The sequence below is a fragment of the Pseudomonas sp. UYIF39 genome (genome assembly GCF_029963765.1).
Lineage (GTDB): Bacteria > Pseudomonadota > Gammaproteobacteria > Pseudomonadales > Pseudomonadaceae > Aquipseudomonas.
Genome location: NZ_JALBYU010000015.1, coordinates 33,380 through 45,080, shown reverse-complemented (window position 1 = coordinate 45,080; position 11,701 = coordinate 33,380). Strand labels below are relative to the sequence as shown.

General features: G+C 59.5%; 10 protein-coding genes. 3 read left to right on the top strand and 7 right to left on the bottom strand.

The features are described 5' to 3' along the window. Positions 1–50: 50 nt before the first annotated feature. The 4 genes from guaA to MO767_RS19845 all read right to left on the bottom strand — a co-directional run bounded on the left by guaA (position 51) and on the right by MO767_RS19845 (position 4,685). Positions 51–1,628, bottom strand: coding sequence for a glutamine-hydrolyzing GMP synthase (gene guaA / locus MO767_RS19860; protein WP_282481881.1), 1,578 nt, complete (start codon positions 1,626–1,628; stop codon positions 51–53). Positions 1,629–1,721: 93 nt separating this feature from the next. Further along, the gene (gene guaB / locus MO767_RS19855) at positions 1,722–3,191 is read right to left on the bottom strand and encodes an IMP dehydrogenase (RefSeq protein WP_123368331.1); all 1,470 of its coding nucleotides are present in this window, start codon (positions 3,189–3,191) and stop codon (positions 1,722–1,724) included. A gap of 117 nt (positions 3,192–3,308) precedes the next feature. Beyond that, complete coding sequence (locus tag MO767_RS19850) at positions 3,309–3,857, bottom strand: sugar ABC transporter ATPase (RefSeq protein ID WP_282481880.1); 549 nt, start codon at positions 3,855–3,857, stop codon at positions 3,309–3,311. Positions 3,858–3,917: 60 nt separating this feature from the next. Continuing rightward, positions 3,918–4,685: a sulfite exporter TauE/SafE family protein gene (locus tag MO767_RS19845; RefSeq protein ID WP_282481879.1), complete on the bottom strand. Its 768-nt coding sequence runs from the start codon at positions 4,683–4,685 to the stop codon at positions 3,918–3,920. 154 nt (positions 4,686–4,839) lie between these two features. Here MO767_RS19845 and xseA point away from each other — a divergent pair, with 154 nt between their 5' ends. Further along, entirely contained in the window at positions 4,840–6,219 is a 1,380-nt protein-coding gene (gene xseA / locus MO767_RS19840; protein WP_033061484.1) for an exodeoxyribonuclease VII large subunit, read from the top strand. Positions 6,220–6,222: 3 nt separating this feature from the next. Continuing rightward, positions 6,223–7,044 carry a peptidoglycan DD-metalloendopeptidase family protein gene (locus MO767_RS19835; RefSeq protein WP_282481878.1) on the top strand — a complete coding sequence of 274 codons (822 nt, stop codon included), beginning with the start codon at positions 6,223–6,225 and terminating at the stop codon, positions 7,042–7,044. 65 nt (positions 7,045–7,109) lie between these two features. Here MO767_RS19835 and MO767_RS19830 read toward each other — a convergent pair whose 3' ends face one another. Continuing rightward, positions 7,110–7,466 carry a hypothetical protein gene (locus tag MO767_RS19830; RefSeq protein ID WP_282481877.1) on the bottom strand — a complete coding sequence of 119 codons (357 nt, stop codon included), beginning with the start codon at positions 7,464–7,466 and terminating at the stop codon, positions 7,110–7,112. 398 nt (positions 7,467–7,864) lie between these two features. Here MO767_RS19830 and leuA point away from each other — a divergent pair, with 398 nt between their 5' ends. Beyond that, complete coding sequence (gene leuA, locus MO767_RS19825; RefSeq protein ID WP_129438174.1) at positions 7,865–9,544, top strand: 2-isopropylmalate synthase; 1,680 nt, start codon at positions 7,865–7,867, stop codon at positions 9,542–9,544. A 205-nt stretch (positions 9,545–9,749) separates the two neighbouring features. On the opposite strand, the gene MO767_RS19820 is transcribed toward leuA, so the two are convergent. After that, positions 9,750–10,541 carry an amidohydrolase gene (locus MO767_RS19820; RefSeq protein WP_282481876.1) on the bottom strand — a complete coding sequence of 264 codons (792 nt, stop codon included), beginning with the start codon at positions 10,539–10,541 and terminating at the stop codon, positions 9,750–9,752. Next, on the bottom strand, positions 10,529–11,677 hold the full coding sequence (locus MO767_RS19815) for a pyridoxal phosphate-dependent aminotransferase (RefSeq protein WP_282481875.1): 1,149 nt from the start codon (positions 11,675–11,677) through the stop codon (positions 10,529–10,531). The genes MO767_RS19820 and MO767_RS19815 overlap by 13 nt, the downstream gene beginning before the upstream one ends. Between the last annotated feature and the right edge of the window lie 24 nt (positions 11,678–11,701).

Genomic DNA, 11,701 nt, shown 5'->3' with positions numbered 1-11,701 from the left:
ACACGGCCTTTTCAGTTACCTGCAATCAAGCCATCAAGGCCTGTGCGGGATCACTCCCACTCAATAGTCGCTGGCGGCTTGCTCGACACGTCGTAAGTGACGCGGGAGATGCCTTCGATTTCGTTGATGATCCGGCCGGAAACAGTTTCCAGCAGTTCGTAAGGCAGGTGCGCCCAACGAGCGGTCATGAAGTCGATGGTTTCCACGGCACGCAGGGCAACTACCCAGGCGTAACGACGGCCATCGCCCACCACGCCAACCGATTTCACCGGCTGGAACACCACGAATGCCTGGCTGACCTTGTGGTACCAGTCGGCTTTACGCAGTTCTTCGATGAAGATGTGGTCGGCGCGACGCAGCAGGTCGGCGTATTCCTTCTTCACTTCACCGAGGATCCGCACGCCCAGGCCCGGCCCCGGGAACGGGTGACGGTAGACCATGTCGTACGGCAGGCCGAGTTCCAGGCCCAGACGACGGACTTCGTCCTTGAACAGTTCGCGCAGTGGCTCGACCAGTTTCAGGTTCATCTCTTCCGGCAAGCCACCCACGTTGTGGTGCGACTTGATCACGTGCGCCTTGCCGCTTTTCGCGCCAGCCGACTCGATCACGTCCGGGTAGATGGTGCCTTGGGCGAGGTACTTGATGTTGTCCAGTTTGTTGGACTGGGCATCGAAGACGTCGATGAAGGTACGGCCGATGATCTTGCGCTTCTTCTCCGGGTCGGACTCGCCGGCCAGGTTGTTCAGGAACTGATCTTCGGCATTGGCGCGGATCACCTTGACGCCCATGTTCTCGGCGAACATGGCCATCACTTGCTCGCCTTCGTGCAGACGCAGCAGGCCGTTGTCGACGAAGACGCAAGTCAGCTGGTCGCCAATGGCTTTGTGCAGCAGCGCGGCAACCACCGAGGAGTCCACACCGCCGGACAGGCCGAGCAGTACGTTGTCAGTGCCGACCTGGGCGCGAATGTTGGCAATGGCGTCTTCAGCAATCTTCGAAGGCGTCCACAAGGCTTCGCAGCCGCAGATCTCGAGGATGAAACGCGAGAGGATGCGACCGCCCTGCTTGGTGTGGGTCACTTCCGGGTGGAACTGCACGCCGTAGTAGCCGCGAGCATCGTCGAACATGCCAGCGATCGGGCAGCTTGGGGTGCTGGCCAGGATGTGGAATTCCTGAGGCATCTTGGTGACCTTGTCACCGTGACTCATCCACACGTCGAGGCCAAACAGGCCGTCGGCGTCGATGTGGTCTTCGATGCCGTCGAGCAGACGGCTCTTGCCGACTACGTCTACACGGGCGTAACCGAACTCACGCAGTTCGGAACCTTCGACCTTGCCACCCAGCTGTTCAGCCATGGTCTGCATGCCGTAGCAGATACCGAAGACCGGTACGCCCAGGTCGAATACGGCTTGCGGGCAGCGAGGGCTGTTGGCTTCGTGTACGGACTCGGGGCCGCCGGCGAGAATGACGCCTTTTGGAGCGAATTCGCGAATCGCGTCTTCATCCATATCGAACGGATGCAGTTCGCAGTACACGCCGATTTCACGCACGCGGCGGGCGATCAGCTGGGTGTACTGGGAACCGAAGTCGAGGATCAGGATGCGGTGAGCGTGAATGTCGAGGGCCATGTGGTCAGTCTCGTCTATGCAGTTCGGTGAAGAGAATCAGAAACAACTCGGGGCTGAAAACAGCCCCGGTTACTTAACTTATTGCTGGAAGGCTCAACCTACGCGGTAGTTTGGCGCTTCTTTGGTGATCTGTACGTCGTGAACGTGGGACTCGGCCATACCGGCGCCTGTGATCCGCACGAACTCAGGCTTGGTGCGCATTTCTTCGATGTCGGCACTGCCGGTGTAACCCATCGAGGAACGCAGGCCGCCCATCAGTTGATGGATGATGGCGCTCAGTGTGCCCTTGTAAGGAACACGCCCTTCGATCCCTTCAGGTACAAGCTTCTCGGCGCCTGCCGAGGAGTCCTGGAAGTAACGGTCGGAGGAGCCTTGAGCCTGGGACATGGCGCCCAGCGAACCCATGCCACGGTAAGCCTTGTACGAACGACCCTGGAACAGTTCGATCTCGCCCGGTGCTTCTTCAGTACCGGCGAACATCGAGCCCATCATCACGCAGGAAGCACCGGCAACGATGGCCTTGGACAAGTCACCGGAGAAACGGATGCCGCCGTCGGCGATCAACGGAACGCCAGTGCCTTCAAGGGCAGCGGCGACGTTGGCGATGGCGCTGATTTGCGGGACGCCGACACCGGCGACGATACGGGTGGTGCAGATCGAGCCCGGGCCGATACCGACCTTGACGGCGTCGGCGCCCGCTTCGGCCAAAGCCTTGGCGGCAGCGCCGGTGGCGATGTTGCCGCCGATGACCTGCACTTCAGGGAAATTCTGTTTGACCCAGCGAACGCGGTCGATCACACCTTTGGAGTGACCGTGAGCGGTATCGACCACCACCACGTCAACGCCGGCATTGACCAGAGCAGCTACGCGATCACCGGTGTCTTTACCGGTACCGACAGCAGCGCCAACACGCAGACGACCTTGGTCGTCCTTGCTGGCCAGCGGGTAAGCCTTGGCTTTTTCGATGTCGTTGACGGTCATCATGCCTTTGAGGGCAAATTTGTCGTCGACGATCAGCACGCGTTCGATGCGGTTTTTGTGCAACAACTCGCGGACGTCGTTCTTGTCGGCGCCTTCCTTGACCGTGACCAGACGCTCTTTAGGCGTCATCACTTCACGGACGGTGGCGTCCAGACGGTTTTCGAAACGCACGTCACGGGAAGTGACGATGCCGACCAGGTCGCCATCGTGCAAAACCGGAACGCCGGAGATGTTGTGCATGCGGGTCAGTTCGAACAGTTCACGAACCGTGGCGTCAGCCTCGATGGTGATCGGGTCCTTGACCACGCCGGCCTCATAACGCTTGACCTTGCGCACTTCGGCAGCTTGCTGCTCGATGGTCATGTTCTTGTGGATAATGCCGATGCCACCTTCCTGAGCCATGGCAATTGCCAGACGGGCTTCAGTAACGGTGTCCATGGCGGCAGAAACCAGGGGAATATTCAGCTCGATGCCACGGGTTAGGCGGGTCTTGAGACTGACTTCGTTAGGAAGCACCTCGGAATAACCAGGCACTAGGAGAATGTCGTCGAATGTCAGAGCTTCTTGGCTGATACGCAGCATCGCGGGGGCTCCCGAGCGGGAAAATGGAAGCGCGCCATTATAGTCAGACACCCCCTCGGGTTCAATGTAAAACTCTGTCTATTATTAGCATTACTGATATACGGGGATTGTCGCTTCCTACAGTTCGACTTTCACCCAACTCACGGGCTGATCCAGCCAATCGGCAAATTCGTCGATAAAGCTCTGTTTGAACCCGGCCTCGGCCCAGTTGTTGAAGATGAAGCCCAGGTTGGAAAAGCCGCATTCCTGCAGGAAAAGAAAGCCGTTGATGTCATCTTCATGCCCGCACTCCGGACAAGTGAAGTTATCGGTGCGCCCCGGCATCCAGTCTTCCAGGCTGTCGAACAGCGCTTCGCCGACTTCCTTGCGGCACTCGGCGCAACCCGCCTCCTCAAGGAAACCCTTGGCCGGCGTATAGATGCAGCGTTTGGTGATGATTTCCAGGCCATTGATCGGTTCGCCGAACGGCAGTGCTTCAGGATGCAGCACGACAGCGCGGGCGCCGTCGGCGATGGCATGGGCCATGCGGTTGCCAGTGCGGCCACAGGTGGTCAGTTCTTCTTTGACGATGTTCTTGCGCACCAGCCAACGCACGACCGCCCGGGCCCGGGGTTCGTGCACCGGCAGTGTGGAGATTTTCGGGACAATAATGCTTTGCGAATTCATGGTGCGGCCTGCTGCAACGCTTTAACGAAGCCCGGCAGCATAAGCACCCGGCTTCAGAGGTCAAGCACTCAAATAACGTCCGATCAAGGCGATTCCGCTGGCCAGCACCAACCAGGTCACCAGCCGCACAAACGCCTCGCGGGACAATCTCATGGTCAACCGCCGGCCGATCCACAGCCCCAATGCCATGGCCGGCAATAAACACAGCGCCAATACCAACAAGGGTAGCTCGGCGTACACACCCGCGACAGCAAACAGGCTCAAGCGCACCACGGTGCTGCTACTGATCAGCGCACTCTGGGTCGCCCGGGCCGCCTCTTTGGGCAGGCGACTGTTCAAATAGATCGCATATAAAAAGCCGCCACTGCCAAACAATGCCCCGAACATCCCGCCCACCGTACCCATCGGCACGGCCCAAGCGGCGGACAATTGTGTCGGACGGGTTTTGACCCACAAGCTGTAAATCGCATAGGCACTGATAAACAGGCCCATCAACAGCAGCAACACATCGGATTTCAGATTCAGTAGAAAAATCACCCCCAGCGTGCATCCCACCGCCATGCACGGCAGCAGCCGCAGCAACTCAGGCTTCGCCACATCCCGTCGCGAAGGCAGCAGATTGCCGAACGCCGCGACGAAATCCAGCAGCACCAACAGCGGCACGATCTTCGACAGCGGCATGAACAGGATCAGGACCGGCCCCGCCACCAGCGCAGTGCCAAAACCGGCAATACCGAACACGATGTAGGCCAGGGCAATGCCCAACGCGATTACTAGCCAATCCGTAGCGCCGAATGGCCATTGGTTCAACAACTCAAGAACGCCCATCTGCACCTCTTCCTTGAATACCTGTGATCACTGTAGGAGCTGCCGAAGGCTGCGACCCTTCGATCTTAAAAATCAAGACCAAAATGATCGCAGCCTTCGGCAGCTCCTACAGTGATCGTGCATTGCGCAGGAGATTGCCTTTATCATGCGCCCCATGATTAAAGATCCCTTTGCAAGACTCGGCCTGGACCGTGAAGTCCTGACTGTCAGCCAGCTCAACGGCCGCGCGCGGGTGTTGCTCGAAGACGTGTTCAGCAACATCTGGGTCGAAGGCGAAATCTCCAACCTCGCCCGCCCGGCGTCCGGTCACGTGTATTTCACCCTCAAGGACAGCGGTGCCCAGGTGCGTTGCGCACTGTTCCGGCAGAACGCGGCGCGGGTTCGTCAGGCATTGAAGGATGGCTTGGCGGTGAAGGTCCGCGGCAAGGTTTCGCTGTTCGAGGGCCGCGGCGACTATCAGTTGATCCTCGATACCGTAGAGCCAGCCGGTGACGGCGCGCTACGCCTGGCCTTCGACGCACTGAAGGAAAAACTCAGCGCCGAAGGCCTGTTCAGCGCAGAGCGCAAAGTGCCGCTGCCCGCGCATCCGCAACGCATCGGTATTATCAGCTCGCCCACCGGCGCGGTGATTCGCGACATCATCAGCGTATTCCGGCGCCGTGCGCCGCAGATCCAGCTCACGTTGATCCCCACTGCCGTGCAGGGCCGCGAAGCCACTGCGCAGATTGTCCGCGCTTTGAAACTGGCGGACGCCCGTGGTTTCGACGCGTTGATCCTGGCCCGTGGCGGCGGCTCGCTGGAAGACCTCTGGTGCTTCAACGAAGAAGCCGTAGCCCGCGCCGTGGATGCCTGCGTGACGCCGATTGTCAGCGCCGTCGGCCATGAAACCGACGTATCGATCAGCGACTTCGTGGCCGACGTCCGCGCCCCGACGCCTTCCGCTGCCGCCGAACTGCTCGCGCCGGATTCCAGCGACCTGGTCCGTCGGGTTGAAAGCCTGCATCGACGGCTGGTGATGCGTATCCGCGACCGCTTGATGCGTGATCGTCTGCGCCTGGAAGGCATGTCCCGCCGCCTGCGCCATCCCGGTGAACGTCTGCGCCAGCAAGCGCAGCGCCTGGATGATCTGGACATGCGCATGCGCCGCGCGTTCGAGCGCAGCCTCAATACCCGTCGCGAACGGTTGATCCGTCTGGAAACCCGCCTCGCCGGGCAACATCCCGGGCGGCAACTGGCGATGCTCCGTCAGCGCCTCGACAGCCTTGCCGAACGCCTGCCCCGTGCCATGCGCGAAGGGCTCAAATCCCGTCGCCTGCAACTGCAAAGCCAGATGCAGACGCTGCATGTGGTCAGCCCGTTGGCGACCCTCGGCCGTGGCTACAGCATTCTGCTGGACGAACGCGGCAACGCGATCCGCAACGCCGCGCAAACCCACAATGGTCAGCGCCTGAAAGCCAGACTTGGCGAAGGCGAGCTGCAAGTGCGGGTCGAAGACAATCACCTGACGCCTGTCACCCTTTCTTTACTGGATTGATCCATGCCGCGCTTTTTAGCTCCACTGCTGTTGCTGTGCCTGACCTTCAACGCCCACGCCGACAGTTACATCACCCGCCTGTTGAACAAACCGGTGCCGGGCGGCGTGGCTGTGGTGGATCTGGGCGCCTCTGCCCAGGCGCCGAAGGCCAGTTATCAAGGCAAGCCCGTCTTGGTGGTCAAGGAACAGAACAACTGGCTGGCGATTGTCGGTGTGCCGCTGACGGTTAAACCGGGTACGCAGCAGGTCAGCAGTGGCGGTCGCACTCTGAATTTCAACGTTGGTAACAAGAAATACCCGGAACAGCACATCACGTTGAAGAACACGCAGCAGGTCAATCCGAACCCGGAGAATCTCAAGCGCATCGAGGGTGAGTTAGCCGAACAGATCCAGGCTTATCGCAGCTTCAGCCCGAACACCCCTAGCAACCTGTTGCTGGACAAACCGGTCAACGGCCCGCTGTCGAGCAAGTTCGGCGTGCGCCGCTTCTTCAATGGTGAAGAGCGTAATCCTCACGCTGGCCTGGACTTCGCCGTGCCTGCCGGTACGCCGATCAAGACCCCGGCTGCCGGCAAGGTGATCCTGATCGGTAACTACTTTTTCAACGGCAACACGGTGTTTGTCGATCACGGACAGGGCTTTATCAGCATGTTCTGCCACATGTCGAAAATCGACGTGAAGGTGGGCCAGCAATTAGCTCGTGGTGGAGTGGTCGGAAAAGTCGGCTCCACCGGGCGCGCGACCGGGCCGCACATGCACTGGAACGTCAGCCTGAATGATGCGCGGGTGGATCCGGCCATCTTTATAGGTGCATTTCAGCCCTGAATATTGAGTGAGGCGACTGGCCCCATCGCGAGCAAGCTCGCGATGGGGGCATCACAGGCGACCGATTATTCCGCCTCAAGGTCTTCAATCCCGTGGATTTCCCTGTGCGCCAGACACTCCTTGATCCAGGCCTGAGTTTCCTCCGAGAAGCCCGCCAACTCTTCAGCGCTGATCAACTCATGAGTACACAGCCCCAGCAAGTGAGCAGGCGCCTCATTGCGTGAGTGCCTGAACACGCCGAACGCCCAATACAGTTCCTGTTGACCGGCCTTCAGCCTTTCTTCACTGGCTTCAATCCGCTCATAAGCCACCAGGCTTTTATCCAGCACTATGCGTTCGACCTCCTCCATGATCCGGATGCATAGCCGCTCATGGGCCAACGGACGCAGCGCACTATAAAGCTTCCAATCCGACTCGTTCATTGCCGACTCCTGCCTGCCAGTAGTCCTTGGTGAGGCTTTAAGAATAGCCGCGCTGACACGCCCCATCACCGAAAGCCTTCAATTGCGCATCGCTCAAACCTCGCGCAAACATAAAAACAATCACCACTATTCACCGCAATAAAATCTCGATAACCACGACTTTTCGAGGATTCCTCTCAATTTTTTTCGACCGCTTGCCATCCTTCACCCTCGCGGTTAGGGTTGAAAGCATGAAAACCTCTCACACCCTCATTCAGCTTCGCCAGCACCGCAGCCTGTGCCTTGTCAGTGCACGACTGCCAGGCTGAATCGCGGTGCCTCGCCTTACGCTTTTCCCCAAGAACTTTTGATCCACCGGCAGGCCGCCTTTTTTCGGCCCACACAATAAGGATTCCCCGATGAGCATGCTCAAAGACCCGTCTTCGAAATACCGCGCGTTCCCGACCATCGACATCCCGGACCGCACCTGGCCGTCGAAGACCATTACTGCCGCGCCGATCTGGTGCAGCTCCGACCTTCGTGATGGTAACCAGTCGCTGATCGAGCCAATGGACGCGGTCAAGAAGCTGCGTTTCTGGAAAACCCTGGTGTCGGTCGGCGTTAAAGAAATCGAAGCGTCGTTCCCGGCGGCTTCGCAAACCGACTTCGACTTCGTGCGCACCCTGATCGAAGGCAACCACATCCCGGACGACACCACCATTCAGGTGCTGACCCAGGGCCGTGAAGATTTGATCGAGCGCACCTTCGAATCCCTGCGCGGGGCGAAAAAAGCCATCGTTCACCTGTACAACGCCACCTCCCCTTCCTTCCGTCGCATTGTCTTCAATCAGGACAAGGAAGGGGTCAAGGCCATCGCCGTGAACGCGGCCAAGCTGTTCGTCAAATATGCCGCCCAGCAGCCAAACACCGAGTGGACCTTCGAATACTCGCCAGAAACCTTCAGCGCCACCGAGCTCGAGTTCGCCAAAGAAGTCTGCGACGCAGTCATCGAAGTCTGGAACCCGACGCCTGAGCACAAGGTGATTCTCAACCTGCCAGCCACCGTCGAATGCGCGACCCCGAACATCTATGCCGACCAGATCGAATGGTTCGGCCGTCACATCAACCGTCGTGACAGCGTGATCATCAGCCTGCACACCCACAACGACCGTGGCACTGGCGTTGCGGCTACCGAACTGGGCCTGATGGCCGGCGCCGACCGTGTCGAAGGCTGCCTGTTCGGCAACGGCGAACGTACCGGTAACGTCGACCTCGTGACCGTGGCGCTGAACCTCTACACCCAGGGCATTCACCCTGAGCTGGACTTCTCCGACATCGACGGCGTGCGCAAAGTCGTCGAGGAATGCAACCAGATCCAGGTGCACCCACGCCACCCGTACGTCGGCGACCTGGTTCACACCGCGTTCTCCGGCTCCCACCAGGACGCCATCCGCAAGGGCTTCGCCCAGCAAAAACCGGACACCCTGTGGGAAGTGCCGTACTTGCCGATCGACCCGGCCGATATCGGCCGCAGCTACGAGGCGGTGATCCGCGTCAACAGCCAGTCGGGCAAGGGCGGTATCGCTTACCTGCTGGAACAGGAATACGGCATCAGCTTGCCGCGTCGCATGCAGATCGAGTTCAGCCAGGTTGTGCAGCGTGAAACCGACCGTCTGGGCCTCGAGATGACGGCTCAGCAGATCCACGCGCTGCTGCACAGCGAGTACTTGCAGGCCAACACCCCGTACGCGCTGGTCAGCCATCGCCTGCAGGAAGAAAACGGTCACAGCGCCGTCGAAGTGGAAGTCTCTGGCAAAGGTCAGGGTGAAACCAACCTGCACTGGCGTGGCAAGGGCAACGGCGCCCTGGAAGCGCTGGTGGCCGGTCTGCCGATTCCGGTTGAGATCATGGACTACAACGAACACGCCATCGGTTCGGGCACCAACGCCAAGGCGGCGGCCTACATCGAGCTGCGTGTGAACGGTGAACGTGCGGTGCACGGCGTCGGTATCGATGAAAACATCACCACTGCCAGCTTCAAGGCCTTGTTCAGCGCGCTTAACCGCTCGCTGAGCCAGCCGGAAGCGAAAGCGGCGTAAGCCTTCGCTGCAATGCAAAAGGCCCCCAGGTGAAAACCTAGGGGCCTTTTTGTTTGCCTGATGTTTATGTACTGGCAGTTAGTCCGCTATCGCGAGCAAGCTCGCTCCCACAGGGGGGGGTGGGTGAGCAGATAACGTGTGTTCACATCAATCCAATGTGGGAGCGAGCTTGCTCGCGATGAGGCCCTGTCAGGCAGCGAAGATCTCAGGTGAACTCGAAGGTATCGGCGTCCAGATTCGCCGGAAACCGTGTTCGATAAGCCTGAAGATCTGCAGCGTTCAGAACGACCTGAAACACGCCATCGGCTTCTCCTGCGCTGAGCAATGTCTCCCCTTGGAAGTCCAGCACCTGGCTGTCGCCGGTATACGTAAAACCTTTGCCGTCGGTACCAATGCGATTCACCGCCGCCACATAACAGAGGTTTTCAATCGCCCGCGCTGGCAGCAAACGATTCCAGTGCTGACGCCGTGCCCCCGGCCAGTTGGCGGTGTACAGCAGCAAATCGGTGTCCTGAGCATCGCGGCTCCAGACAGGGAAGCGCAGGTCGTAGCAAATCAGCGGCCGCACTCGCCAGCCCTTGAGTTCGAACTGCACCTGACGCTCACCGGGGGTGAAGTGGTTGTGCTCACCGGCCATGCGGAACAGATGCCGCTTGTCGTAGTGCCATACCTCCCCGTCCGGCCGCGCCCACAACAGGCGATTGCGATGGCTGCCGTCAGGCGCCTGGACGATCACACTGCCGGTGATCACCGCATCCAGTTTCGCCGCCTGAACCCGCAGCCATTTGCTGGTCGGACCATTTTCCGACTCAGCGAGAGTCTCCGATTCCATGGAAAAACCGGTGGTGAACATTTCCGGCAGAATGATCAGATCCGCCCCGCGAGCCTGTTCCAGCAACGCCTCGAAATGCTCCAGATTGGCCTGACGATCGTGCCAGGCCAGGGTGGTCTGGATCAACGCGATGTTCAGATTGGGTAGCGCACTCAGATCACGCATAGTTTTGCCGCTGCTTCACGCAGGGTCTCCTCGCGTTTGGCGAAGCACAGGCGCACCAGGCGCTGGCCTTCGGGCGGGGTCTGGTAGAACACCGAGATCGGGATGCTCGCCACGCCATGTTCGCGAGTCATCCACAACGCCATCTCGACATCATTGAGGTCCGGGCGGATCTGCGAGTAATCGACCAACTGGAAATACGTGCCGGCCACTCGGGTGAAACTGAAACGCGACGGCGTTAGCAGATCGCAGAACAGATCGCGCTTGGCCTGATAGAAAGCCGGCAGTTCTTCGACGTGTTCCGGATGCTCGGCCATGTAGTCGGCCAAGGCATATTGCAGTGGCGTCACACCGCAAAAACTAACGTATTGGTGAACCTTGCGCAGCTCGGCGGTCAGGGCCGGCGGGGCGACCACGTAGCCGGTTTTCCAGCCGGTGACGTGATAGGTCTTGCCGAAGGAGCTGACCACAAAAGCACGCTGATACAGCTCTTCGTGATTCAGCACGCTGACATGGGGCACGCCATCGAACACCAGGTGTTCGTAGACCTCATCGCTGATGACATAGATGTCGCGATCGCGAATCAGCGCCGCCAGTTGATCCAGCTCGGCACGACTGATCAGCGCGCCGCTAGGGTTATGCGGGGTGTTGAGGATGATCATCCGCGTGCGCGGGCTAATCGCTTCACCGAGCTTCTGGAAGTCGATGGCGAAGTCATTCAGGCCCAACTGCACATGAACGCAGCGACCACCGGCCAGCTCAACCGAAGGCTCATAACTGTCGTATGCCGGATCGAAGACGATCACTTCGTCACCGCTGTGGATAACTGCCTGAATGGCACAAAAAATCGCTTGAGTCGCACCGGGTGTGACTGTCACTTCATGATCGGCATCCACATTGACGCCGTAGCTGCGAGCGATCTTCGCCGCAACCTGCTGACGCAACGCAGGCAGGCCGGTCATCGGCGAATACTGGTTGTGGCCATTGGCGATATGCCGACCAACCGCATCGCACAGGGCCTGCGGCGCATCGAAATCGGGAAACCCCTGGGACAGATTCAGCGCCCCGGTTTGCGCCGCGAGCTGAGACATCTGAGTGAAGATAGTGATGCCGACATTCGGCAGCTTACTGGTGATCATCGGTGATTCCCTGCTCTACACCCG

Bases quoted from the DNA above. Each gene is read 5' to 3' on its own strand.
- guaA (WP_282481881.1), bottom strand. From the start codon at position 1,628: ATGGCCCTCGACATTCACGCTCACCGCATCCTGATCCTCGACTTCGGT.
- guaB (WP_123368331.1), bottom strand. From the start codon at position 3,191: ATGCTGCGTATCAGCCAAGAAGCTCTGACATTCGACGACATTCTCCTA.
- MO767_RS19850 (WP_282481880.1), bottom strand. From the start codon at position 3,857: ATGAATTCGCAAAGCATTATTGTCCCGAAAATCTCCACACTGCCGGTG.
- MO767_RS19845 (WP_282481879.1), bottom strand. From the start codon at position 4,685: ATGGGCGTTCTTGAGTTGTTGAACCAATGGCCATTCGGCGCTACGGAT.
- xseA (WP_033061484.1), top strand. From the start codon at position 4,840: ATGATTAAAGATCCCTTTGCAAGACTCGGCCTGGACCGTGAAGTCCTG.
- MO767_RS19835 (WP_282481878.1), top strand. From the start codon at position 6,223: ATGCCGCGCTTTTTAGCTCCACTGCTGTTGCTGTGCCTGACCTTCAAC.
- MO767_RS19830 (WP_282481877.1), bottom strand. From the start codon at position 7,466: ATGAACGAGTCGGATTGGAAGCTTTATAGTGCGCTGCGTCCGTTGGCC.
- leuA (WP_129438174.1), top strand. From the start codon at position 7,865: ATGAGCATGCTCAAAGACCCGTCTTCGAAATACCGCGCGTTCCCGACC.
- MO767_RS19820 (WP_282481876.1), bottom strand. From the start codon at position 10,541: ATGCGTGATCTGAGTGCGCTACCCAATCTGAACATCGCGTTGATCCAG.
- MO767_RS19815 (WP_282481875.1), bottom strand. From the start codon at position 11,677: ATGATCACCAGTAAGCTGCCGAATGTCGGCATCACTATCTTCACTCAG.